The sequence below is a fragment of the Amycolatopsis sp. WAC 01375 genome (assembly GCF_003947325.1).
Classification (GTDB): domain Bacteria; phylum Actinomycetota; class Actinomycetes; order Mycobacteriales; family Pseudonocardiaceae; genus Amycolatopsis.
Genome location: NZ_QHHW01000054.1, coordinates 132641 through 158127, shown reverse-complemented (window position 1 = coordinate 158127; position 25487 = coordinate 132641). Strand labels below are relative to the sequence as shown.

20 protein-coding genes are annotated in these 25487 nt (G+C 68.1%); 14 read left to right on the top strand and 6 right to left on the bottom strand.

Annotated elements, in window-relative coordinates:
* Positions 1-100 precede the first annotated feature (100 nt).
* The 14 genes from DL991_RS35680 to DL991_RS44110 all read left to right on the top strand — a co-directional run bounded on the left by DL991_RS35680 (position 101) and on the right by DL991_RS44110 (position 16796).
* Positions 101-2026 (top strand): S8 family serine peptidase, encoded by a 1926-nt coding sequence (locus DL991_RS35680; protein WP_125788755.1) that lies wholly within the window; start codon positions 101-103, stop codon positions 2024-2026.
* A 223-nt stretch (positions 2027-2249) separates the two neighbouring features.
* Positions 2250-3485 (top strand): class I SAM-dependent methyltransferase, encoded by a 1236-nt coding sequence (locus DL991_RS35675; RefSeq protein WP_125788754.1) that lies wholly within the window; start codon positions 2250-2252, stop codon positions 3483-3485.
* Positions 3482-4279, top strand: a complete 798-nt coding sequence (locus DL991_RS35670; protein ID WP_125788753.1) for a glucose-1-phosphate cytidylyltransferase — start codon at positions 3482-3484, stop codon at positions 4277-4279. Before DL991_RS35675 ends, DL991_RS35670 begins: the two co-directional genes overlap by 4 nt.
* Positions 4276-4929, top strand: coding sequence for a PIG-L deacetylase family protein (locus DL991_RS35665; protein WP_125789060.1), 654 nt, complete (start codon positions 4276-4278; stop codon positions 4927-4929). The genes DL991_RS35670 and DL991_RS35665 overlap by 4 nt, the downstream gene beginning before the upstream one ends.
* A gap of 5 nt (positions 4930-4934) precedes the next feature.
* Positions 4935-5957, top strand: coding sequence for an NAD(P)-dependent oxidoreductase (locus DL991_RS35660; RefSeq protein ID WP_125788752.1), 1023 nt, complete (start codon positions 4935-4937; stop codon positions 5955-5957).
* Positions 5957-7231 carry a DUF4910 domain-containing protein gene (locus DL991_RS35655; protein ID WP_125788751.1) on the top strand — a complete coding sequence of 425 codons (1275 nt, stop codon included), beginning with the start codon at positions 5957-5959 and terminating at the stop codon, positions 7229-7231. Before DL991_RS35660 ends, DL991_RS35655 begins: the two co-directional genes overlap by 1 nt.
* 2 nt (positions 7232-7233) lie before the next feature.
* A complete protein-coding gene (locus DL991_RS35650) occupies positions 7234-8532 on the top strand; it encodes a hypothetical protein (RefSeq protein WP_125788750.1) in 1299 nt (432 codons plus the stop codon).
* Between the two features lie 148 nt (positions 8533-8680).
* Positions 8681-9631: a glycosyltransferase family 2 protein gene (locus DL991_RS35645; protein ID WP_125788749.1), complete on the top strand. Its 951-nt coding sequence runs from the start codon at positions 8681-8683 to the stop codon at positions 9629-9631.
* Positions 9628-10815 carry a polysaccharide pyruvyl transferase family protein gene (locus DL991_RS35640; RefSeq protein WP_125788748.1) on the top strand — a complete coding sequence of 396 codons (1188 nt, stop codon included), beginning with the start codon at positions 9628-9630 and terminating at the stop codon, positions 10813-10815. Before DL991_RS35645 ends, DL991_RS35640 begins: the two co-directional genes overlap by 4 nt.
* Positions 10812-11360 carry a dTDP-4-dehydrorhamnose 3,5-epimerase family protein gene (locus DL991_RS35635; protein WP_125788747.1) on the top strand — a complete coding sequence of 183 codons (549 nt, stop codon included), beginning with the start codon at positions 10812-10814 and terminating at the stop codon, positions 11358-11360. Before DL991_RS35640 ends, DL991_RS35635 begins: the two co-directional genes overlap by 4 nt.
* Before the next feature lie 4 nt (positions 11361-11364).
* Positions 11365-12681, top strand: a complete 1317-nt coding sequence (locus DL991_RS35630) for a glutamate-1-semialdehyde 2,1-aminomutase (RefSeq protein ID WP_125788746.1) — start codon at positions 11365-11367, stop codon at positions 12679-12681.
* The gene (locus DL991_RS35625) at positions 12678-14177 is read left to right on the top strand and encodes a right-handed parallel beta-helix repeat-containing protein (RefSeq protein WP_233599191.1); all 1500 of its coding nucleotides are present in this window, start codon (positions 12678-12680) and stop codon (positions 14175-14177) included. The genes DL991_RS35630 and DL991_RS35625 overlap by 4 nt, the downstream gene beginning before the upstream one ends.
* Before the next feature lie 56 nt (positions 14178-14233).
* Positions 14234-15670, top strand: coding sequence for a right-handed parallel beta-helix repeat-containing protein (locus DL991_RS35620; RefSeq protein ID WP_125788745.1), 1437 nt, complete (start codon positions 14234-14236; stop codon positions 15668-15670).
* A gap of 571 nt (positions 15671-16241) precedes the next feature.
* Positions 16242-16796 carry a hypothetical protein gene (locus tag DL991_RS44110; protein ID WP_370308827.1) on the top strand — a complete coding sequence of 185 codons (555 nt, stop codon included), beginning with the start codon at positions 16242-16244 and terminating at the stop codon, positions 16794-16796.
* Here DL991_RS44110 and DL991_RS35605 read toward each other — a convergent pair.
* The 6 genes from DL991_RS35605 to DL991_RS35580 are packed head-to-tail and all read right to left on the bottom strand — an operon-like array spanning position 16780 to position 25485.
* Complete coding sequence (locus DL991_RS35605; protein ID WP_125788744.1) at positions 16780-17415, bottom strand: phosphatase PAP2 family protein; 636 nt, start codon at positions 17413-17415, stop codon at positions 16780-16782. The genes DL991_RS44110 and DL991_RS35605 overlap by 17 nt on opposite strands.
* Positions 17412-18593: a glycosyltransferase family 4 protein gene (locus DL991_RS35600; RefSeq protein ID WP_125788743.1), complete on the bottom strand. Its 1182-nt coding sequence runs from the start codon at positions 18591-18593 to the stop codon at positions 17412-17414. Before DL991_RS35600 ends, DL991_RS35605 begins: the two co-directional genes overlap by 4 nt.
* Positions 18590-19846: an O-antigen ligase gene (locus DL991_RS35595; protein WP_125788742.1), complete on the bottom strand. Its 1257-nt coding sequence runs from the start codon at positions 19844-19846 to the stop codon at positions 18590-18592. Before DL991_RS35595 ends, DL991_RS35600 begins: the two co-directional genes overlap by 4 nt.
* A 1-nt stretch (position 19847) precedes the next feature.
* A complete protein-coding gene (locus DL991_RS35590) occupies positions 19848-21371 on the bottom strand; it encodes a right-handed parallel beta-helix repeat-containing protein (protein ID WP_125788741.1) in 1524 nt (507 codons plus the stop codon).
* Complete coding sequence (locus tag DL991_RS35585) at positions 21368-23314, bottom strand: alginate lyase family protein (protein ID WP_125788740.1); 1947 nt, start codon at positions 23312-23314, stop codon at positions 21368-21370. Before DL991_RS35585 ends, DL991_RS35590 begins: the two co-directional genes overlap by 4 nt.
* Positions 23314-25485 carry a bi-domain-containing oxidoreductase gene (locus DL991_RS35580; protein ID WP_125788739.1) on the bottom strand — a complete coding sequence of 724 codons (2172 nt, stop codon included), beginning with the start codon at positions 25483-25485 and terminating at the stop codon, positions 23314-23316. Before DL991_RS35580 ends, DL991_RS35585 begins: the two co-directional genes overlap by 1 nt.
* Positions 25486-25487 lie beyond the last annotated feature (2 nt).

Here is a 25487-nt window from a genome sequence, read left to right as displayed (position 1 = left end):
ATCGGAAAACGACTGAGCCGTTCAGCGGCTGATCATGACGGCTTTCGGCCGGTACCTTCGAAAGACCTCTCTCCCCTGCAGAGCTCCCCGGAGGTATTTCATGCCACGGCCGAAGTGTGTCCGCTTTCTCGCGCCCTTGGTCGGCGCGATGCTCTTGACCAGTGGGGTGGCCGTCGCCGCCCCTGACGGCGAAGACCCCCAGTTCATCAGGCTGGCCAGCAGGACCTTCGATCCGCTCAGCCAGCGGACGGCCGCGAGCCAGGACTGGAAAGGCGCCTACCTGCTCCAGGTCCGGAGTGCGCTGACCGACGCGCAGCGTGGGCGTTTGCGTTCACTCGGCGTGCGAATCGGGACCTACATTCCCGATTTCGCCTACGTGGTGCGGCTGAAGCCGGAGAACCGCGAATCGGTGGCGAATTTGCATTTCGTCCGCTGGCTCGGCGAATACCGGCCTGCCGACAAGATGGAGATCTCGTCGGCCGCGTCGGGCAGCCACCTGGTGACGCTGGTCGAACCGGACGCACGGGACCAGCGCGCGGTGGCCGAGCGGATCCTGCGACTCGGCGGCGGAATCGAGGCGATTTCGCAGAGCGGGCAGCACATCGTCGCGAACTTCGGCTCCGGTCAGGCCGCCACCGTGGCGCAGGGGGCCGAGGTGCTCGCGGTCGGCGCGATCACCGCCCCCGAAACCGACATGGCCAACGCCAGGGAGAGCGGGGGCGCGAACTTCGTCGAGAGTGTCGGCGGCTACCGCGGCCAGGGCGTGCGCGGCGAGGTGATGGACGGCGGGCTGCGGGTCACCCACCAGGAGTTCAAGGCGCGGCCGACGGTGATGCACGGCTCGAACTCGACCAGCACCAGCCACGGCACTTCGACGTACGGCCAGATCTTCGCGTCCGGGGTGAGCGCGCCGCAGCGCGGACTGCTGCCCGAGGCGCAAGGCATCTTCGCCACCTACAACAAGCCCGACCGCTACGCACACACCAAGGAACTCGTCGACCCGGCGGGCAAGTATCGCGCGGTGTTCCAGAGCAACAGCTGGGGCGGCGGGCTGACAACGGCGTACAACTCGGTTTCGGCCGAGCTCGACAAGATCGTATTCGACCATGACCTGCTGATCTGCCAGTCACAGAGCAACGCGGGCTCCCAGCAGTCGCGGCCGCAGGCCTGGTCGAAGAACGTGCTCTCGGTCGGCGGGCAGTACCACTACAACACGCTGGGCCGCACCGACGACAAGTGGAACGGCGGCGCCAGCATCGGCCCGGCCGCCGACGGCCGGATCAAACCGGAACTGTCGAACTACTACGACCGGATCGACACGACGTCTTCCGGCAGTGACACCTCGTACACGACGTCGTTCGGCGGCACGAGCGGTGCGACCCCGATCACCTGCGGAAACGCCGGTCTGCTGTTCCAGATGTGGGCCGACGGCGTGTTCGACGGCGGCCCCGGCAAGGGCCGCGACGTCTTCACGAGCCGCCCGCACGCCGCGACCGCGAAGGCGCTGCTGATCAACGGCGCCGACCAGTTCGCGTTCAGCGGCACCTCGCACGACATGACCAGGACGCATCAGGGCTGGGGCACCGCGAACGTGCGGTACCTGCACGAACAGGCCAAGGCGAACGGGTGGAAACTGCCGGTGCTGGTCAACGAGACCGATCTGCTGGGCACCGGGCAGTCGAAGAAGTACACGGTCGCGGTGAACGGGACCAAGCAGTTCAAGGCGACGCTGGCCTACACCGACCCGGCGGGCTCGCCGAGCGCGTCGGTCACCAGGGTCAACGACCTGACGCTGAAGGTCACCGCGCCGAACGGGACGGTCTACTACGGCAACAACGGGCTGAAGGCCGGCAACTTCTCGACCGCGGGCGGCTCGCCGAACACCGTCGACACGGTGGAGAACGTCATCCTCGAGAAGCCGTCCGCGGGGACTTGGACGGTGGAGGTCGTGGCGACGCAGGTGAACGCCGACGGTCACCCGGAGACATCGGCGACGGACGCGGATTACGCGTTGGTGGTTTCTTGACGGTATGAGGGCGCCGCTGGGCGCTTCGAGTGTGAGCGACCTGCCGCAAGTAGGTGACTACTTGCGGCATGCCCGCGCCCGGATGGCGGAGACGTCTGCGCCGATGGCCGAGACGGCAGGTGTCGGTTGTGAGACGGAAGCGTGAGACCGCTGGAAGGCATGTAACGAGGTGACCCGAGGTGCCGACGTCTGGGATACGTGACGCGAGCCAAGGAGCCTCTCGATGACCACCTGCCGACTCTGCGGCTCGGCCCATCTCGCCAGTGTCGTCGACCTCGGGGCCACACCGCCGTGCGAACGTTTCCTGACCGCCGAGCAGCTGCCGGAACCGGAGCAGACGTACCCCCTCCACCTGCTGGTCTGCACCGAATGCTGGCTCGCCCAGATCCCGCCGCTGATCACCCCGGAAGAGACATTCACCGAATACGCGTACTTCTCGTCGTATTCCGCCTCCTGGGTCGAGCACGCCAAGACGTTCGTCGACGGTGCCGTCGAGCGGCTCGGGCTCGATGAGTCCTCGTTCGTCGTCGAGGTCGCCAGCAACGACGGCTATCTGCTCAAACATGTTGTGGCACAAAAGATCCGCTGTCTGGGCGTGGAACCTTCGGTGAACGTGGGCCAAGCCGCGCGTGACGCCGGGGTGCCGACGAAGACCGCTTTCCTCGGCCCCGAGAGCGGACGTGACGTCCGTGAGGAACACGGTCCGGCCGACCTCGTCGTGGCGAACAACGTTTACGCGCATATTCCGGACATCATCGGCTTCACGCACGGGCTCCGTGCACTGGTCGCCGATGACGGCTGGGTCAGCATCGAGGTCCAGCATCTGCTGACGCTGATCCAGGAGAACCAGTACGACACGATCTACCACGAGCATTTCCAGTATTACACGGTGGAATCCGCGCGCCGGGCGCTCGCACGCGGCGGTTTGTCCGTTGTGGACGTCGAGCTCCTGCCGACGCACGGCGGTTCCATCCGGCTGTGGGCACGCCCCGACGCCGTCGCGGGCGAGCCGAGCGAGCGGATGATGGAGGTCCTCGACGCCGAGAAGGCCGCGGGACTGCACGAAATGTCCGGCTACACCGAATTCTCCGAGCGGGTCACCAAGGTCCGGCTCGAGCTGAACAAGTTCCTCACCGACGCGGCGCTCGAAGGCAAGACCGTCGTCGGTTACGGCGCCCCCGGCAAGGGCAACACCCTGCTGAACCACTGCGGTATCCGGCCGGACGTGGTGCGGTACACCGTCGACCGCAATCCGTACAAGCACGGCAGGTTCACCCCCGGCACCCGGATCCCGATCCTCCCGCCGGAACGCATCGAGGCGGACCGGCCCGATTACGTGCTCGTCCTTCCGTGGAACCTCCGGACGGAACTGACCGCCCAATTGTCCTATGTGGACGAATGGGGCGGGAAACTGGTCTTCCCCATCCCACACCTGGAAATCGTCGAGGTGAAGTCGTGAAGGTAGTCCTCTTCTGCGGCGGCTACGGCATGCGGATGCGCAACGGTGACGCGTCCGACGTGCCCAAGCCGATGGCCATGGTCGGGCCGAGACCCCTGATCTGGCACGTGATGCGTTATTACGCGCATTTCGGCCACACCGAGTTCATTCTCTGTCTCGGTTACGGCGCGCACCACATCAAGGAGTTCTTCCTCAACTACCAGGAGACCGCCTCCAACGATTTCGTCCTGCGGGGCGGCAAGGCGGAACTGCTGTCGACCGACATCTCGGACTGGTCGATCTCGTTCGTGCAGACCGGTCTCGAATCGGCCATCGGCGAACGGCTGCGCCGGGTGCGCCCGCATCTCGACGGCGACGAGATGTTCCTCGCCAACTACGCCGACGTCCTCACCGACGCGCCGCTGCCGGAGATGATCGAGCGGTTCACGGCCTCCGACGCCGGCGCGTCGATGATGGTCGTGCCGCCGCAGTCGTCGTTCCACTGCGTCGAAATGGGCGAGGACGGCCGCATCGGCGCGCTGACGCCGGTCAGCGAGATGCCGCTCTGGGAGAACGGCGGGTACTTCGTGCTGCGCCAGGAGATCTTCGACCACATCCCCGAGGGCGGCGACCTCGTGGCCGACGGCTGCGGCGAGCTCGCCAAGCAGGGCAGGCTGCTCGCGTACCCGTACCGCGGGTTCTGGAAGCCGACGGACACCGTCAAGGAACGTGTCCAGCTGGACGACGCCTACGCGCACGGCGACCGTCCGTGGGCGTTGTGGGAACACGAACCGGCGCCGGCTGGCATCGCGTGATCGCACTCGGCACCGGCGGGATCCAGCGGCTCGTCGCGCTCGGCGCGCATTGTGACGACATCGCCATCGGGGCGGGCGGCACACTGCTGACGATCTGCGCCGCCAATCCGGGTGTCCGGGTGGACGCGCTCGTCCTTTCCGGCGGCGGCACCGACCGGGAGGCCGAGGAGCGGGCCGCGCTCGCGGCCTTCTGCCCGGGCGCCGACGTCGAGGTCACCGTGCTCAAACTGCCCGACGGCCGGCTCCCCGCGCACTGGGAAGAGGCCAAGAACGGGCTGGAGGACCTGCGCCGCCGCACCGACCCGGACCTCGTCCTCTCGCCGCGCACGGCCGACGCGCATCAGGATCACCGAGGCCTGGCGAAGCTGGTGCCGACGGTGTTCCGCACCCATCTCCAGCTGGAGTACGAGATCGCCAAATGGGACGGCGACCTGGGCAAACCCGCCGCGTACGTCCCGCTGTCGGCAGAGCTCGCCGAGGAGAAGGTTCGCCTGCTCCAGGAGCACTACGCCTCCCAGCGGCACCGGCCCTGGTACGACCGGGAAGCCTTCCTCGGTCTCGCCCGCATTCGCGGTATCGAATGCGGGCAGCGCTACGCCGAGGCCTTCGACCTCAAGAAACTGACGCTCGACCTCACTCCGAAAGGCTGAAAGCCATGCGTGTGCTGCTGACCGGGCACAAGGGCTACCTGGGCACGGTGATGGCCCCGGTGCTGGCCGCCGAAGGCCATGAGGTGATCGGCCTCGACTCCGGTCTCTACGACACCTGCGTGCTGGGCCCGAAGCCCCAAGACCCCGAAGGCTTCGAGGTCGACCTTCGTGACGTCACGGCCGAGCACGTGGCCGGGGTGGACGCGGTGATCCACCTCGCCGCGCTGTCCAACGATCCGCTCGGCTCGCTGGCGCCGGACCTGACCTACGACATCAACCACCACGCTTCGGTGAAGCTCGCCAAGCTGGCGAAGGACGCCGGGGTCAAGCGGTACCTCTACGCCTCGACGTGCTCGGTCTACGGGGCCTCGGGCGGCGACGGCCTGGTCGACGAGGACGCGCCGCTGCGCCCCGTGACGCCGTACGCCGAATCGAAGGTTCGGGTCGAGGACGACGTCCAAGAACTCGCCGACGGCGACTTCAGCCCGGTGTACCTGCGCAACGCCACCGCGTTCGGTTTCTCGCCGCGGCTGCGCGGCGACATCGTGCTCAACAACCTGACCGCGCACGCCCACCTTTCCGGTGAGGTGCTGGTGCTCTCCGACGGCACGCCGTGGCGGCCGCTGGTGCACGCCAAGGACATCGCGCGCGCTTTCGCGGCGGCGCTGGTGGCGCCGAAGGAAGCCGTGCACGGCAAGGCGTTCAACATCGGCACCGAACGCAACAACGTGACCGTCGCCGAGATCGCGGAAGAGGTCGTCGAGGCCGTTCCCGGCTCCACGCTGCGGATCACCGGTGAGGCGGGCGCGGATCCGCGCTCGTACCGGGTCGACTTCTCCCGGTTCCGCGCGGCGATCCCCGGCTTCGACTGCGACTGGTCGGTCAAGGACGGCGCGCTCGAACTGATCGAGGCCTATCGGACCCACGGCCTCACCGAACACGGCTTCCAGCGCCTGTTCACCCGGCTGGCGCGCCTGCAGGACCGCACCGCCGCCGGTGAACTCGACGACACCCTGCGGCGTCGCTGATGTCGCACCGGGACCTGGAGACGGGCGCCGACCTGGAGAAGCTGGTCGAGCGCCTGTATCCGCTGTGCCGCAGCATCACCGGCGACGGCGTCCGCGCCACGCTGGAGATCGTCGGCGAGCACATCCCGCTGGAGATCCACGAGGTCCCCACCGGCACCCAGGTGCTGGACTGGACGGTGCCGCAGGAGTGGAACATCCGCGACGCGTACATCAAGGACGCCTCCGGCCGCCGCGTGGTCGACTTCCAGAAGTCGAACCTGCACGTCGTCGGCTACAGCGTCCCGGTGTCGCGGAAGATGCCGCTCGCCGAGCTGCGCGAACATCTGCACACCTTGCCCGACCAGCCGTCCTGGGTGCCGTACCGGACCAGCTACTACTCGCCGACGTGGGGTTTCTGCCTGGCGCAGGAGACCCTCGACGCGATGCCGGACGGCGAGTACGAGGTGCACATCGATTCCACTTTGGACGATGGGCACCTCACCTACGCCGAGCACGTCGTACCGGGCGAGGTCGCGGACGAGGTGATCATCTCCTGCCACACCTGTCATCCGTCGCTGGCGAACGACAACGTCGCCGGGATCGCGATCGCGGCCGCCTTCGCGCAGACGCTCGAAAACCCGCACTACACGTACCGGTTCCTGTTCATGCCCGGCACGATCGGCGCGATCACCTGGCTCGCACGCAATACCGACCGCGTCGACCGGATCAAGGCCGGGCTCGTGCTGGCGTGTGCCGGTGACCCGGGATCGTTGACGTACAAGCGAAGCCGCCGGGGCGACGCCGAGATCGACCGCGTGCTCGCGTACGTCCTCGCCGATCGCGCGCACCAGATCGTGGACTTCTCGCCGTACGGCTACGACGAGCGCCAGTTCTGCTCCCCCGGCTTCAACCTCGGTGTCGGATCACTGACGAGGACGCCGTACGCGGGTTATCCCGAGTACCACACCTCGGCCGACAACCTCGATTTCGTCTCGACGGCGGCCATGGAGGAAACCCTTCAGACCCTGCGGGACACCTTCGCCGTCCTCGACCGCAACCGCGGCTACGTCAACCTCAGCCCGTACGGCGAGCCTCAGCTCGGCAAACGCGGGCTGTACGACTCGCTCGGCGGGAGAAGCGACGCCAAACAAGCCCAGATGGCCATGCTCTGGGTGCTCAACCTCTCGGACGGCGAGCACAGCCTGCTCGACGTCGCCGAGCGGTCCGGGCTGCCGTTCGATTCCGTCGTCGCCGCCGCGAAGGCGCTGCACGACGCCGGATTGCTCAAGGACTAGAGATGCGATCACTTCTGCGTTCCCCAGCCATCCGGGCGATGGCCGGACGGCTCAGCTGGGGTTTGGGCGACCAGGCCGTCTCCAGTATCACCAACTTCGTGGTCGGGCTGTTCGTGGCGCGCTCACTCGGCACGTTCGCCTTCGGCATGTTCAGCCTCGCTTGGGTCAGCTACGGCGTGGTGCTCAACCTTTCGCGCGGACTGACGACGGATCCGCTGATGGTGCGGTTCTCCGGGGTGTCCACCGAATCCTGGCGGGCCGCGACCGCGAAGGCGACCGGGACGGCGCTCTCCGCGGGTGTCGTCGCCGGTGCCATCAGTGTGGTCGCCGGCCTCGTGGTGGGTGGTCCCATCGGCGGGGCGTTCATCGCGCTCGGCGTGGTCATCCCCACGTTGCTGCTTCAGGACGCCTGGCGGTTCACCTTCTTCGCCGCGGGGCATGGGAAGAAGGCGTTCGTCAACGACGTCGTCTGGGGCATCGCCCTGATCCCCGCGCTGTTCATCGCGCACCAATGGTTCGACACGGTCGTCGCGTTCATCCTGGCGTGGGGTCTCTCCGGGGCGGTCGCCGCCGGATACGGCTGCTTGCAGTCCGGCGTCCGGCCGGATCCGCGCGGCACGCTCGAATGGCTCAAACGGCACCGCGACCTCGGCGCCCGGTACGTGGTCGAGAACGTCAGCAACGCCGGTTCGACGCAACTGCGGATGTACGGCCTCGGCGCGATCGCCGGGCTGGCGAGCGTCGGCGCGGTACGCGGCGCCGAACTGCTGCTCGGCCCGTTCTTCGCCCTTCTGATGGGACTTTCCCTGGTCACGGTGGCCGAAAGCGCACGGGTGCTCCAACGGGCACCGCATCGCCTTCGCCGCTTCTGCGCCGTTCTCGGCGCGGGCCAGGCGGTCGCGGCCCTGATCTGGGGTCTCGCCCTGCTTCTGGTACCCGACGACGCCGGCCGGTTCGTGCTCGGCGACGTCTGGGATCCCGCTTCGGAATTGATCCTCCCGGTGACCATCGGTATCGCCGCGGCCGGATTCAACACCGGGGCGGCCGCCGGATTGCGTGCGCTCGGCGCTGCGAAAAGGAGCCTTCGCGCCCAGCTGATCAACTCCGCCGGCTATGTCGGCTTAGGGCTCATCGGCGCCTTCTTGGCCGGGGCGTCCGGATCCGCTTGGGGAGTCGCGTTGGCGATCACCAGCGGATCGGCGGTGTGGTGGCTCCAGCTGCACACCGCTCTCAAAGAGCATCTGGCTTCGGAGAAGGACGGCGGAGCAGAAACGCACCCGCCGAAAGTGAGCAGCACGTGAACCCGCCCGGCCGAAGGCCCCGCTATCGCGGTGGCAGGGCGCCCGTCCCGCCCATCGGGACATGGCATACCAACCAGCGCTCTGCCGACGTCGATCGCGGTCGCGGGTTCACCAACAGACACTCGGAGAAGGAAGAGATGAGGACGTCATGAGCACCGCTCCTCGGTTGAGCATCGGGCTCCCGGTCTACAACGGCGAGGACTACCTCGCCGAATCGATGGACGCACTCCTCGGCCAAAGCTACGAGAACTTCGAACTGATCATCTCGGACAACGCGTCCACGGACCGCACCGAAGAGATCAGCCGTGAGTACGCGAAGCTGGATTCCCGCGTTCGGTATGTGCGCCAACCGGTGAACATCGGCTGCGCGCCCAACCACAACTACTGCGTCGACGTCGCCCGCGGCGAGCTGTTCAAATGGGCATCCGACGACGACCTCTACGCGCGTGACCTGCTGGAACGCTGTGTCGAGGCGCTCGACGAGCACCCCGAGTTCGTGCTCTCGCATTCGTGGACGGCGATGATCGACGAGAAGGCCGTCGTCACGCAGGCGCTGGAGTACCCGCTCAACACGGTTTCGCCGCACGCCGCGGAACGCTTCCGCAGCACGCTGTTCGCGCCGGGCGGGGACGACGACGGCGCGGTCATCCGCACCGAGGTGCTGCGCCGCGTCGCGCCACTGGACAGCTACCACCACGCGGACCGCACGATCATCTCGGAACTGGCGCTGCACGGCCCGTTCCACCAGGTGCCGGACTGGCTGTACTTCCGCCGCGACCACCCTGGCCGCTCCGAACACGAGTACCCGACCGTGCGCAAGCGCGCCACCAACCTGGACCCGAAGCGCGCGGACAAGTTGCGTCACCCGATGATCCGGCTGCTCGGCGAGTACGTCCTCGGCTACGTCAACGCGATCCGCAACGCGCCGATCTCCGGGGCGGAGAAGCGCGAATGCTTCCGCTACCTGCGGCAATGGATGCTGAACCGGGCGGGGAACCCGGCCATGGGCCGGATGCCGGTGCAGGCCGAGGCCGAACTCGGTCCGCGCGAGGTGTCCGTGGCCTCGGTCGTCGCCGGCCAGGAGGGACGAGTCCCTTGAGCCCGCCCGTGAGAATCGGGCTGTTCGGACTCCTCGGATCAGGGAACCTCGGCAACGACGGTTCCTTCGAGGCGGTTCTCGGGTATCTGCGGACGGAGCATCCGGACGCCGCGCTCAGCGTGATGTGCGGCGGTCCGGAAATCGTCGCGTCGCGCTACGACCTCGAGACGACCGCGTTGAACTGGTACCAGGGTGAGTACCGGACGGCTTCGGGACCGGTGTCCATCGCCATGAAGGGCTTCGGCAAGCTCGTCGACATCTTCCGCACGGCGGCGTGGGTGCGGCGCCAGGACGTGGTGATCGTGCCGGGGATGGGCGTCCTGGAATCCACGCTTCCCTTGCGCCCTTGGGGTTTTCCGTACGCCTTGCTGCTGCTGTCGGCGTCCGGGCGGCTGGTCGGCACCAAGGTCGCGCTGGTGAGCGTCGGCGCCAACGTGAGCGGCCACCGGGTCACCCGGTCGATCATCGGCCGGGCCGCGCGGCTGGCGACGTTCCGGTCCTACCGGGACGAACCGTCACGGGAGGCGATGCGCACGATGGGCGTAGACGTCACGAACGACCGCGTCTACCCCGATCTCGCGTTCGCCCTCTCCGCGGCGTCGGACCCGGTGCTGCCCCGCTCGGTCGGGGTCGGGGTGATGGCCTATCGCGGCGGGAACGACGACCGGGCCCGTGCCGACGAGATCTACGAGTCCTATGTGGACAAGATGACCCGGTTCGTCGCCAGGTTGATCGCCGACGGCAGGCCGGTGCGGTTGTTCATCGGCGACCGGGCCGACACGCAGGTCGTCGACGAGATCATGCGGGAACTGGAATCCCCGCTGATCACCGCCGCCGATACGTCCACTTTGGACGACGTGCTGCGGGCGATGTCCACGGTCGAGATCGTCGTCGCCACCCGGTACCACAACGTCCTGTGCGCGCTGAAGCTGGCGAAGCCGACGTTGTCCGTCGGGTACGCCCGCAAGAACGACATCCTCATGACCACGATGGGGCTCGGGGAGTTCTGTCAGTCCGCCAAGGAGATCGACTTCGACGCGCTGGTCCACCAGTTCGCCGAACTCGAGTCGCGGGCGGGCGAACTGACCGAGATCGTCGCGAAACTAGGCGCGGAGCAGACACGGCTGCTGGAACAGCAGTTCGCCGAACTGTCGGCCGCCCTCCTGCCGATGGGAGTCCGATGAAAGCGATCCCGGTGCCCGCCATCGCGGGCGCGTATCTGTTCGAGCCGACGCCACACGCCGACGAACGCGGTTTCTTCAGCCGCACGTTCGACGCCGACGTCGTCCGGTCGGTGGGAATCGACCCGAACGGGTTCCTCCAGGACAGCGTTTCCCGGTCCCGCAAGGGAGTGCTGCGCGGGATGCACCTGCGCTCGGGTCTCGGTGAGGCGAAGCTGGTCCGGTGCTCGTGGGGCGCCGTCTTCGACGTCGTCGTCGACCTGAGGCCGGATTCGCCGACGTACCTCGGCAAGGAGACGTTCGAACTGTCCGGGGAGACCCAGGTCTCGCTGTACATCCCGGCGGGGTGCGCGCACGGGTTCCAGGCGCTCACCGAGTACGCCGACGTCTCCTACCGGATCGACCGCGCGCACGACCCGGCCGAGGACGTCGCGATCGCCCACGACGACCCGGAACTGGCGATCCCGTGGCCGCTTCCGGCGGTGCTGATGTCGGAGCGGGACCGATCCGCGCTCCCGCTTTCCGCGGTCCTACAGAACACGAGGTGAGATCATGACCCGTCGTCTTCCCCGATCCATGCGGGCCAACGAACGCCTCCACGCGATGATCCCCGGCGGCGCGCACACCTACGCCAAGGGGGACGACCAGTACCCGGAGAATCTGGCGCCGGTCATCTCGCACGGGCTCGGCGCGCACGTCTGGGACGTCGACGGGAACGAATACATCGAGTACGGCTCGGGGCTGCGCGCGGTCAGCCTCGGGCACGTGCATCCGCGAGTCAGCGAAGCGGCCCACCGCGAGATCGACCGGGGCGCCAACTTCGCCCGTCCGTCCATTGTGGAGGAACGGGCGGCGACGAAGTTCCTCGAAACCGTCGCAGGCGCGGAGATGGTCAAGTTCGCGAAGAACGGCTCGGACGCCACCACGGCCGCGGTCAAACTCGCCAGGGCGGCCACCGGCAGGCCGCTGGTGGCGATCTGCCGCGACCACGCGTTCTTCTCCATCGACGACTGGTTCATCGGCACCACGCCGATGTCGTCGGGCATCCCGGCCGGGATCACCGACCTGACCGTGTCGTTCCCCTACGGCGACCTCCCCGCGACCGAGCGGCTGCTGCAGGAGAACGCCGGTCAGGTCGCCTGCCTCATCCTGGAGGCGTCCACGCAAATCGAACCGCCCGCCGGGTACCTCGTCGGCCTGCGGGAACTCGCCGACCGGTACGGCTGCGTCCTGATCTTCGACGAGATGATCACCGGTTTCCGCTGGTCGGAGGCGGGAGCGCAAGGTTTCTACGGTGTCACGCCGGACCTCTCGACGTTCGGCAAAGCGCTCGGGAACGGGTTCGCCGTCTCGGCGCTCGCGGGCAAACGGGAACTGATGGAACTCGGCGGACTGCGCACCACCAAGGAGCGCGTCTTCCTGCTGTCCACCACGCACGGTGCCGAAACGCATTCGCTGGCCGCCGCCATCGCGGTCATGGAGACCTACACCGAAGAAGGCATCGCCGCGCGGCTGCACGCGCTCGGCGACCGGCTCGCCGCCGGGGTCCGCGAAGTCGCGGCCTCGGCGGGGGTCGGGGAACACGTCGTCGTGCGCGGCCGGGCGAGCAACCTCGTCTTCGGCACGCTCGACGCCGAGAAGAAACCGTCGCAGGACTACCGAACGTTGTTCCTGCGGCAACTGGTCACCGGCGGGGTCCTCGGACCGTCGTTCGTGGTCAGCAGCGCGTTGTCCGAAGAAGACATCGACCGGACGGTCGAAGTGGTCTCGCAGGCCTGCCTCGTGTACCGCAAAGCGCTCGACGCGGAAGATCCGGCGCCGTGGCTGGGTGGCCGTCCGGTGAAGCCGGTTTTTCGGAGAAGGGTATGAGTTCAAGGATCGCGGATCGCTCGGCCGGCTCGCGCACGCTTTGCGTGGCGCTGTCGGTGTTACTGCTCCAGGTCGCCGTTGAATCCACAGCGGAGGCAACCGAAGAGCCGGCTCGAGGGGCGTGCGGCACGACCGTCGGCGTCCCGTCCGCCCCGGAAGGCGCCCAGATCGTCGAACCGGGCACCGATCTGACCGACAAGACCCGGTTCAGCCAGCCGGGGAGCACGTTCTGGCTGGCGCCGGGCACGCATACGCTGAGTTCCGACCAGTTCGGCCAGGTGATGCCCAAGGACGGCAACGTCTACCTCGGCGCGCCCGGCGCCGTGCTCGACGGACGCGGGATCAACCGCGCGGCCTTCACCACGCCGGCCAAGGACGTGGTGATCCGTGGGCTGACCATCCGCGGTTTCGTCGCCGAACGGGACCAGGGCGTGGTCAACCACGACTCCGGCGAACGCTGGACCATCGAGGGCAACGTCATCGAGGACAACGACGGCGCCGGGATGATGACCGGGGCGGGCCAGCGGGTGATCGGGAACTGCCTCCGTGACAACGGCCAGTACGGCATCAACGCCTACCGTTTCGGCGGCGGGCTGACCGATCTGGTGATCGAGGGCAACGAGATCACCGGGAACAACACCGGTGATTGGGAGACCAGGATCCCGGGCTGCGGTTGCAGCGGCGGCGCGAAGTTCTGGGCCGTGAACGGGGCCGACGTCGTCGGCAACTGGGTCCACCACAACCACGGTGTCGGGCTCTGGGCCGACACGAACAACAACGACTTCCTCATCCAGGACAACCTGATCGAGGACAACGCGTCCGAGGGGCTGTTCTACGAGATCTCCTACAACCTGGAGCTGATCGGGAACACCTTCAACCGGAACGCGTTGGTGCAAGGACGGAACCGGGCCGCGAAGGGCGACGACTTCCCGGTCGCGGCGGTGTACCTCAGCGAATCCGGCGGCGAGCCGAGACTGCCCGCCCGGACCAGCCTGATCGACATCCGGGGCAACATGTTCTCCGACAACTGGTCGGGGATCACGCTGTGGGAGAACGCCGACCGCTTCTGCAACAGCCCCGCCAACACGTCGACGCTGTCCTGTACCGCTTTGGTTTCACCGACGTCGGCCTGCTCCGATCCGGGCATCAAGACCGAACCGCTGTACGGCGACTGCCGCTGGAAGACCCAGCGCGTTTCGGTGCACGAGAACACGTTCGAGTTCGATTCGTCGATGGAAGGCTGCCTCGGCCTCTGCGGGCGAATGGCGGTGCTCTCGAACTACGGAACCTTCCCGGCCTGGTCGCCGTACCGGGCCGCCGTGGTTTCGGAGGCGATCACCTTCCGGCAGGACAACCGGTGGTACGACAACCAGTACTACGGGCCATGGACGTTCGTCGCCCACGACACGTCACGGAAGCTGACCGCGGCGCAATGGCGGGCCGAGCCCTACCGGCAGGACGTTTGCAGTGGTTTCGGAGAGGCGACGACCTGCTGAAGTTTCACCTGTAAGTGTCCATCTGGGACGGTCCATACTGGCCTACCGTTGCCTTTATGCCCGCGTTCCTGGTTGTTCTGATGCTGATCGCGACAGGAGTCGTCCCGGCTTCGGCGGCTCCTGTCGCGGCCTGCGCCGCGGGACCGGTGAGCCAGGGAAAGCCGGCCGACGCCGTGGTCGTCTCCCCCGGAACCGATCTCTCCGCGAAGACGCGCGAACTCCCGTCCGGTACGACGTTCTGGCTCACCGACGGCAAGCACACCCTGGGCCCGGACGAATTCGGCCAGATCATCCCGAAGGACGGCAACGCCTACCTCGGCGCGCCCGGCTCCGTCCTGGACGGCGGCGGCGTCAACCGCTACGCGTTCACCCAACAGGCGCGCGACGTCGTCATCCGCGGCCTCACGATCCGCGGTTTCGCGGCGCCGCGCGATCAGGGCGTGGTCAACCACGACTCCGGTGAGCGCTGGACCATCGAAGGCAACACCATCGAGGACAACCGGGGCGCCGCGATGATGGCGGGACCAGGTCAGAAGGTGCTGCGGAACTGCCTCCGGAACAACGGGCAGTACGGCATCAACGCCTACCGGGCGGGCGACGGGATCACCGGACTGCTCGTCGAGGACAACGAGATCACCGGCAACAACACCGACGACTGGGAGACGAAGGAACCCGGCTGCGGCTGCACCGGCGGCGCGAAATTCTGGGCCGTGAACGGCGCCGACATCCGCGGCAACTGGGTCCACCACAACCACGGCGCCGGCCTGTGGGCGGACACGAACAACAACGACTTCCTCATCGAGGACAACCTGATCGAGGACAACGAGGCGGAGGCGTTGTTCTACGAGATCTCCTACAACGCCGTGGTCCGCGGGAACACCTTCCGGCGCAACACCCTCGTGCAAGGTCGCGCTTTCGCCGCGCGAGGCGACAACTTCCCGGTCGGTACGATCTACATATCCGAATCCGGCGGAGAACCACGCGTTCGCGCCCGGACCTCTTCGGTGGAGATCGTCGACAACGTCTTCGAGGACAACTGGGCCGGAATCACCCTGTGGGAGAACGCGGACCGCTTCTGCAACAGCCCGGCGAACACGTCCTCCGGCTCGTGCACCCTCCTCGTCCCTCCGGTCTCTTCCTGTGCCGCCCCGGGGATCTCTTCGCCGCCGTTGTACGACGATTGCCGGTGGAAGACACAGCGGGTTTCCATCCACGGCAACAAGTTCTCCCACGGGTCCGCTTGCTCGGGCTTTTGCGGGCGGATGGCGCTGCTGGCGAACTTCGGGACCTATCCGGACTGGTCGCCTTACCGGGGAACCTCCGTTTCGGACGCGGTGACCTTCCGGCAGGGGAATCGGTGGTACGACAACGCTTATTCGGGTGGGTGGCGGTTCGTCGTTCAGGACACTTCGCGGACCGTGGGGGTTTCGGGGTGGCAGGGAGCTCCTTACTCGCAGGATGCTTGCAGCTCTTTTGGGGATGGTGGGTGCTGAGGTTGCTCGGTCGGCGCTCGGGTTCTCGGGTGCGTCGCTGCAGCGACGATGTAGGAATTGGGACGTTGAGTGTCCCAATTCCTACATCGTCGCCTCTCGTTTTTCATGAAAGGTACTTTCATGCGATCGAAGAGCGAAAATTGTCGGTACCCCGTCGCATCATGATCCAGTGCGACGAGGAACCTGGCCAACGAGCGCCCTACTCACCGCTCCGGACCGTCCGGAGGTGATCCGCGCAGTCGATCTCGAACAGATCGGCGTGCCGCGCCGGACCATCTCCCGTCGATGTGCGGAAGGCGGCCCTTGGCGAAAGCTGCTGCCCGGAATCGTGTTGCTGAGCAGCGGTACGCCGACAGACGAGCATCGCGTCCGCGCCGGGTTACTCCATGCCGGACAAGACGCGGTGCTCACCGGCACGTGGGCACTCCGCCGCCATGGCTTGGAAAGGGTTCCTCGACAGGAGGAAGTCCATGTGCTCATCCCGGCGAATCGAGGGGTGGCCGGCGTCGGGTTCGTCCACGTGGAGCGGACTCACCGTCTGCCCCGCCCTCATCTCCGAGGAGACCTCCCCGTGGCTCCCGTCCCCCGAGCCGTCATCGACGCCGCCCGCAGGCTCACCGGTGAAGACGAGATCCAGGCGATGATGGCCGAGTCCGTCCAACGCCGCTTCTGCACCACCGACATGCTCACCCGCGAACTCGACCAAGCGGGCCGAAACGGAACGGCCCTGCCCAGGAAGGCCCTCGTCCCGCTCCTGGCCGGAGCGAGATCCGTCGCCGAGGCCGACGCATGGCGTCTCTGGCGAAGATCCGGTCTTCCACCGGGTCGCTGGAATGTCCCGATCTTCGACGCGAACGGGAACTACCTCGCCACCCCGGACTTCTGGTGCGACGAGGTCGCCTTCGCCTGGGAGATCGATTCGTTCCGCCACCACGCCGGCCCCGACGGCCATCGCGCCACCGTCGCGCGCAACGCCCGGTACGCCGCCGCGGGGATCGTCGTGTTGCAGACGCTGCCGTCCCGCCTGCGCGCCGAGCCGGACGAGGTCCAGCGCGAGTTGCGAGCCGCGTTCCGGGCAGCGCAAGCCCGGCCCCGGCCAAACGTCGTGCTCAAACCCGCCGCGTGAGCCGGTCCACCGCCCACGCCACCATCGGCACCACCGCGACAGCGACCCCGAAACCCCCGAAGGTGTCCGTCGGATAGTGCGCCCCCAGCGCCACCTCCGCCCACCCCATCGCGAGCCCCGAGAACGCGACCAACCCCACCAGCACCCAAGCCCCGGCTGCGGCGCCGAGCTGCCGCACATCGATCACGAGCAGCGCGACGACGGTCGCGACCGTGACCGCGAAGGCCGTGTGCCCGCTGGGATAGGAGAGGAACTCGCCGTGGATCAGCCTGCCGGTCAGGGGTTTCAGGGCGGTGGTCAGCGCCACTGTCACCCCGGAGGCGACCACCAGCAGGATCGCCGTCCGCGGCCGCCGGTGCCGCACGCACACCCAGCCGAACAGCGCGATCACCACGATCGCGCCCACCGGTTCGCCCGCGAAGTCGATGACGGTCGCCAGGTACCAGAGCGGGCCTTGGACCCGGTCGACCACCGGCAACACCAGGGCGTCGAGGCCGGCGGTGTGGGAAGTCCCGGCGTAGCGGACGCCGAGGACGAGCGCGACGACGAAACCGAAGGCGCCGAGCGTCCAGAGCGGGATCCGCGCCCGCGGCGGGAGCGCGGGCGGACCGGTGATCACGCGTCGATCGCTGCCTGGTAGCCGCCGACGAGCCGTTCGAGGCCGATCTTCGGGGTGAACTCCTGTTCGTACACCAACCGTGCGGCCCAGCCCATTTCCTGGTTCCGTTCGGCGTCGCCGACGATCTCCCGCAGCCGCGCCGCGAGCGATGCGGCGTCCCCGGGTTCGTGCAGCAGGCCGGTGACACCCTCCTCCACCAGCTCGCGGAAGGCACCGTGGGCCGCGGCGACGGTCGGGACGCCGGCGGCCATCGCCTCGACCACGACCAGGCCGAACGCCTCCAGCCATTCCGACGGGGCGACGACGGCGTTCGAGCGGACGATCAGGTCCCGACACTCCTCTTTGGACTGAAGCCCGAGGTAGCGGACGTCGTCGCGGCCGTGTGCCCAGCGCGCGACCTCGTCCTGCATCGGGCCGGTGCCGGCGATCACCAGCGGCGGCAGCGAACCGCCCGCGGCGGTGAGCCGGTCCCACGCCTTCATCAGCAGGCCGATGCCCTTTTCCTCGGTGATCCGGCCGAGGAACAGCAGGTGCTCCCCCGCGCCCTTGCGCGTCTTGCCCGGATCGGTGACGTAGTTGTACTTCACCGCGAGCCGCTCGGCGGGCATCCCGGCGGCGATCAGGATCTCGCGCTGCGCCTTCGAGATGCAGAAGAACCGCGTGACACCGGACCACCAGCGGTTGCGGTTCAGCATCATGCTCGCCGCCATCGGCACGGTGGCCAGCGCCGAACCGCGGTAACACCCGTGCCGCACCGCCGGGATCGGCTTGCGGCCCACGCAATCGGTGCAGATGTAGCCCTCGCGGTACAGCGTGCCGGGAGGGCAGATCAGCGTGTAGTTGTGCACGGTCGCGACGGTCGGGACCTTCGCCTCGGCGCAGGCGGCCAGCACCGACGGCGACAGCAGCGGGAACGTGTTGTGGATGTGGACGACGTCCGGCCGGTCGTCGACGAGGCGCCGCGCCAGTTCCGCGCGCACGGCCCGGTTCCACGGCACCTGCAGCGGGACGACGGCCTTGCGCGGCAACGACATCTCCGCGATGTCGTCGCTGCGCCGCTCGAACAGGCCGACCTCGTGCCCGGCCTCGGCCAGCAACGCGGTCTCCTGGTCGACGACGGTGTTCTCACCGCTCGGCTGCTCGGATCGGTAGCGATTGTGGATCACGAGGACCTTCACGCGCGCTCCTTGACATCTGTGGTGAACCCGCGGCCGCGATCATCCTTGACGAACTCTGGTTCTTCGGCGGGCGCACGCACCAGCAGCGACGCGGCCAGGGCCAGGTGCAGCAGGTACGGCGACGCGTCGCCGAGGCCCGCCTCGGTGTAGGAGGCGGAAAGACAGTACGTGATCAGGAAGATCGCGCACGCCCTGGCCGGGGACGGTGGCCGCAGCACCGCGACCACGACCAGCACGAGCATGAACGCGGCCACGATCGCGATCCCGACGTAGCCCTGCTCGTGGTAGACGGCGAGCCAGCTGCTGTCGATCGGGAGCCCGTCGAAGGACTTGTCGGTCAGCCCGACGCCGAACAGGTACTCGAGTGTCGTGCGCGGCGCGTCGAGCAGCGCGTCCCACACCTTCGCGCGGCCGGTGAGACTGGAGAAGTTCTCCTCGGATTGGCCCCGCAGGAACCAGGCCTGCAGCAACCCGCCCAAGGCCACCGCCGCGAACAGGCCGCCGAACACGAGCCAGGTGAACACCTTGCGGGCGCGGGCGCTGGACATCCACTGCGACATCAGCGCCACCACGGTCCCGGCCACCAGGCCGAGCATCGCGGTGCGGGTGTGGGTCAGCAGCAGGATCCCGAACGCCGGGACGATGACGACCAGCGCGTGCTTCCGCTCCAGTTTCCCCCCGAGCCACAACAGCACCGTGAGCCCGATGACGATGGCCGCGTACTGGCCGACCTGCGGCGGCGTCAGCGGCCACAGCGTCCCGGTGAGCCGTCCGCCGTACTCGAACGGCATCGCGTTGCCCGGGCCCAGCGCGAGCCCGATCACCACCGTCACCAGCACCACACCGTAGGCGCGGATATGCGTGCGGACGAGGTCGAGACCGCCGTTCCACCAGCGGGTCAGCAGCCACAGGGTGCTCAGGAAGAGGGCGAACCGGAAGCAGCGGAACAGCGCGCCGAATCCGCCTTCCAGGTTCAGGCTGGAGACCACGCTCAACACCAGCAGCAGGGTGAGCAGGAAGAGATACGCGCTCGGCCTGATCCGCAGCCGGGCGTTCAGGGCGAGCGCGATCACGAACGCGGCACCCAGCGCGCCCATGGTGATCAGCTGGCTGACCGAACGCGGCAACGGGAGGAGCGTCTTCGCCCCTGTCGAGCCCAGGGTGTTGATGATCAGCAGTGTCCACGCGACGCCGACCGCCTTGGGCATCCCCGTGCGGATCGACGGTTCGGCCCGGACCGCGGGATCGAGCATGTCAGCCACCTCCCGCACGGGTGAGTTTGCTGCCCTGGTCCTGCTTGTAGGGCGCGCCCTGCCATTCGCCGAAGCCCAGCACCCGGCTCGGCTCGAACGCCACGAAGTTCCACGGCCCGGAGTAGGTGTTGTCGTAGAGCCGGTTGCCCTGGGCGAAGGTGATCGCGTGCTGGACGACCTCGCCCTTGTACGGCGACCAGTCCGGGAACGTGCCGAAGTTCGCGAGCATCGCCATCCGCGCGCAGCTCTCCTCGCAGCCGGCGACGGCCGGGTCGAGCACGAACCGGTTGTGGTGGATCTCGACGCGCTGGGTCTTCCAACGGCAGTCGGCGTTCAGCGGCCCGCCCGCGATCCCGGGCTGCGCGCATTTCGCCTGCTCGGGCACGAGCCGCGTGCAGGAGCCGGACGACGTGTTGGCCGGGCTGTTGCAGAACCGGTCGGAGTTCTCCCACAGGGTGACGCCGTTCCAGTTGTTCTCGAACGTGTTCCCGGAGATCTCCAGTTTGTCCGTGCGCGCCTTCACCCTTGGCTCGCCGCCGGATTCGGACACGTAGATCGACGCCACCGGGAAGCTGTCGCCGCGGTCGATGTAGCGCTTGCCGTCCACCCAGTTGTTGCGGCGGATGGTGTTTCCGCTGATCACGGCGTTGTAGCTGGTCTCGTACATCAGCGCGGAGCCGTCGTTGTTCTCGATGACGTTGCCCGCGATGCGGAAGTCGTTGTTGTTCGTGTCGGCCCACAGCCCGACGCCGCGGTTGTCGTGCACCCAGTTGCCGACGATGTCGGCGCCGTCGACCTCCCAGAACTTGATCCCGCCGGAGCAGCCGCAACCGTCGATCTTGCTTTCCCAGTCGCCGGTGTTGTTGCCGGTGATCTCGTTGCCCTCGACGACGAGACCGGTGATGCCGCTGTCCTGCGCGTAGGCGTTCATCCCGTACTGGCCGTTGCGCCGCAGGCAGTTGCCCCGGACCTGCTGCCGCGCGCCCGCCATCAGCGCCGCGCCGTCGTTGTCCTGGACGGCGCTGTGCTCGATGACCCACCCGTCGGCGGAATCGTGGTTGACCACGCCTTCGTCGTGCGGCGCGGCGAAGCCCTGCACGGTCAGGTTCCGGATCTTGACGTCTGCGGCGTCACCCGCGAAGGCGTACTGGTTGATCTTCCGGCCGTCGAGCACGGCTTTCGGACCGCCCACGTAGACGTTTCCCGGCTTCGGGTTGACCTGGTCGTAGCGGTCGTCGCCGAGTTTGTGCGTCCCCGGTGCGAGCCAGAACGTCGTCCCGGCCGGGCTCGACCGCGTCTTCGCGGCAAGGTCGCCCGGCACCGCCGGGTCGATCTTCACCGCCCCCGCCGGCGCTTCCGCCGGCCCCTCCGGCAGCTTGTCACACACCTGCGCGACCGAACCGGACGGCGCCTTGGCCGGATCCGGTCCAGGCTCGTCGGCGGGCGTGGTGCAGGCGGTGAGCGCCAGCGGGCCGAGCAGCACCAGAAGCGCTGCCCGGCGGAGGCGGTGCGGTCGTGCGATCACAATGGGGGATCCTCGTTACCTGGTTCGAAGGTGAGCACGCCGGTGAACGTGGCTCCGTCGGCGACGGTTCCGCTGCCGAGCAGGGTCCACGACGGCTCGCGACGGCCGAACCCCGCCGAATACCAGCCCATCGGCGGGGTGGTCTCGCCGCGATGCGCCGACCAGTCCAGTTCCGGCGGCAGCTCGAACGAAGCCGTCCGGGCCTCGCCGTCGACGGTCCAGGACAGCGTCGCCGTCCTGCCGGAAAGCGAGACCTCGACCAGCGGGCCCAGGTGAAACGCGAGACGGCAGTGCTGTGCCTCGCCACCGCGAACCTCGTCGAGAATCCGCAATTCGGTGCCTTCCAGCTCCACCGAACGCCGGTGGACGGACGGCGCGTAGCCGTCGTGTTCCGCGCTCCAGCGCGACGGCGTTCCCGCCGCGATCACGGTGGTGACGGCGTGTTTCGTCCACAGGAACGGGCCGCCGGAGACGGACTGGTCGGCGCGGGAGAGTTCGAGCGTGTTGTGCCCCGCCGTGGACCGGAAGTACGACCGCCACTTCGGTTCGCCGTGGTAGCAGTAGGTTCCGGGGTCGGCGAGGATGTCGACACCGTCGTGCCGGACCTCCACCGAAAGCGCGTCCGCGTGCGCGTGCGCGGCGATGGACAGGAAGCCGTGCGGCCCGCCGTCGCAACGGCACCAGATCTTTGCGTCACGCAGGATGGTCATTCCTGCGTCGGCGAAGTCGTCCCGCCGCCGCACCGGGCGCTGCGAACGGACCGGAATGTCCTTGGCCAGCGCGGAGAAGAGCGGCGTGCGGACATCGCCGCCCGGCGTCTCCGGCCACCATTCCAACCGTCCGAAAAGGACAGACCCGGTGTCGATGAGCGACGCCCAGCGGCTCGTCTCGTCGCCGTCGACGATCAGTCCGAAGCCGTCGTCGGCGTCACCTTGCCGCGGCGGCCGCAGCCGGTTGTCCACTATGGACGCGAGCGCGTCGGTCATCCGGAGCAGCACGAGCCAGGTCGACTCCGGCACCGCGACACCGGCGGCCTTCGCCTCCAGCGCCCCGGCGAGCCCCAGTTCCAGGACGAGCCCGTGGTACTCGGTGGCGAGCTCGCGGTTGAGACCGGAGTCGAAAGTGTTGTGCCGCAGCATCTTGTCCAGCGACGCCAGCGCAGTGTCCCGCCACTGGGCGGATTCGGGGAACCAGGCGAACGCGCAGGCGGCGGCGAGCTGTCCGGCGTCCTCGGCGATCACGTGGTTGTTCGCCGACGAACCACGGCTCGGGAAGGCGGCCAGCCAGCGCTGGTGGTGCCAGATCTGGTTGAGCGCCACCGGGTTGTCCTCGAACAGCGCCGGGGCCTGTGCCCAGCCGTCGAGCAGCCGCCGGACCCACACCCACGACAGCAGCCGGATGCCGAGTTCGATACCGCTGACCCAGTGCACCCCGCGCATCGGCGGGTTGGCCGCCCACCAGGACTTCAGGTGCGCGGCCACGCGTTCGGCGTACCGATCCTCGCCGGTCAGGGCGTACGCGGCGGCCAGCACGGTGAGATGCTGGTGCCGCGACGGCTCCCAGATCTGCTTGATGTCGCCGACCGCGTCCTCGCTCCGGTAAGGGACGTCGAAGGAGTACACATCGGACGGCGCGCGGCGACCGGTCTTCGGGTCGTACGACCAGTCCGGGTCGACGAGATCGTCCCGCTCGACGCCGAAGTACTCGGCGCGCCCGTCCATCAGCCTGTCCGCCTTGACGAGCAGGTCCTTCACCGCCTCGCCGGAGACGGCGGCGAGGACCTCGTCACCGGGCACCGACGCGAATCGCCGGTCCGGCAGCCACGTCGCCTGCTCGCTCGCGACCCCGCGCCACTGGCGTTTGCGCACGACGTCGGTGACCCGGCCCGCGATCTCGGCCGGCCCCATCCGCGAAAGTCTCCGCAGGTACCAGGAGGGATCCATCAGCCGAGTCCGATCCGCACCGGTGCCCCGGTCTCCAGGCTGCGGTTGACCGCGAGCGTGGCCAGTGTCGTCGCGACGAGCGAGTCGACGGAGACCGGCATCGCGACCCCGGTGGTCAGCGCGTTGACGAACGCTTCGAGTTCGGCGGCCTGGCCCTTGTCGCGGCCCTTGGGGATCCGCGAGCTGGCCCATTTCTTGCGGCCGAACACCGACGCGCGCGCGAAGTCGTCGAACTTCAGCACCTTGCCGTCGGTGGTGACGTCGATCGTCTCCTTGGGGAACGATGCCGCACCGCTCGTGGTGTACGCGATCGACGCGGTCGAGCCGTCCGGGTAACGCAGCAGGATCTGCAGGTCCTGGTGGCCGGGCGTCGCGGTGGCGTACACCGAGACCGGGTCGGCGCCGAGCAGCCAGCTGACCGTGTCGATGAAGTGCCCGCCCTCGCCGGCGAACCGCGAGCCCTCGCTGTCGGCCTGGTTGTACCAGCTGTTCGCGTCGAGCTGCCCCGCGTTGACCAGGTACCGCACGGAAGCCGGGCCGATCCGCGGCCCGAAGTGGAGCACCGACTCGTTCAGCAGCGGGGCGAACCGGCGGTTGAAGCCGACCTGCAGCCGATCGTTGCCGGACTCCTCGATCGCGCCGAGCACGATCTCGAGTTCCTTTTCGGACAGGGCGAGCGGCTTCTCGACGAAGACGGCCTTGCCCGCGAGCAGCGCGCGCCGGGTCAGCTCGGCGTGCGAGCTGTGCCGGGTCACGATGAACACGGCGTCGATCGAAGAGTCTTCGAGCATCGTGTCGAGATCGGTGGTGGCGCGGCCGAAACCGAACTTGCGCTTGGCGTTCGCGCCCGAGAGCGCGGAGGTGGTGACGACCTCGGCGAGGTCGACCTTCTCCATCTCCGCGAGATGCGGCAGGAGCATGGAAGACGCGTAGTTGCCCGCGCCGATGAACCCGATCCGCACGCCGCCCGGCTTCGGCGCCGCGCGCACCGCCGACGGCTTCGGCACGGAAACCGCCGTGACGGCCTGCTCGGCCGGGCCCGCCGGGCGCTTGTCGTACTCGAACAGCACGGCGACGGCCTTGAGCTCGCCCTCGTTCAGCTTCCGGTACGTCTCGACGGCGTCGGAGAAGTCCGAGACGTGCGAGATCAGCGGCTCGACGTCGAGACGGCCGCGGCCCATCAGGTCGACGACGCATTCCAGGTTGCGGCGCTCGGTCCAGCGGACCTGGCCGATCGGATAGTCACGGCCCTCGAGTTCGTACTCCGGGTCGTAGCGGCCGGGGCCGTACGAGCGGGAGAACCGGACGTCGAGTTCCTTCTCGTAGTAGGCGTTCCACGGCAGGTTCAACGAGCATTTGCCGATGTCGATCACCCGGCCGCGGTCGCGGGCCAGCTTCGCGGCCAGCTCCACCGGCTCGTTCGTGCTGCCGCCCGCGGCCAGATACACCTGGTCGACGCCGTGCCCGGAGCTGAGCTCCGCGACCGCGGTGTCGACGACGCCGGAGCCCGGGTCTCCGCAGTTGAGCGCGCCGAGCCCTTCGGCGATCGCGCATCGCGTCGGATCCGGGTCGACGCCGACCACGCGGACCCCGGAGGCGACCAGCAGCTGCACGACCAGCTGGCCGATCAGGCCGAGGCCGATGACCAGCGCGATGTCGCCGATCTGCGGTTCACCCTGTCGGACGCCCTGCATCGCGATCGCGCCGACCGTGCCGAACGCGGCGTGCCGCGGGTCGACGCCGTCCGGCACCTTGGAGTAGAGGTTCTTGGGCACCCAGTTCAGTTCCGCGTGCAGCGCGTGCTCGTTCCCGGCGCACGCCACGAGATCCCCGACGGCGACGTCGTCGATGCCCGGGCCGACCTCCTCGACCACTCCGCACAGCGAGTACCCGAGCGGCGTGTACGAGTCGAGCTTGTTCATCGCCTTGCGATAGGTCGCGCTCAGGCCGTTCGTCGCGACGCTCTGCATCACCTTCGCGACCTGATCCGGCCGCGCCTTCGCCTTGCCGACCAGGGAAAGGCTCGCCTCGGACACCTTCATCATCTCGGTACCGGTGGAGATCAGCGAATAGGCGGTGCGGACCAGCACACCCCCCGGTTTGCACGCGGGCACTTCGACGTCGAGGAGCGCCAGCTCCCCGCTCTTGTAGTTCTGCACTACCTGCTTCACGT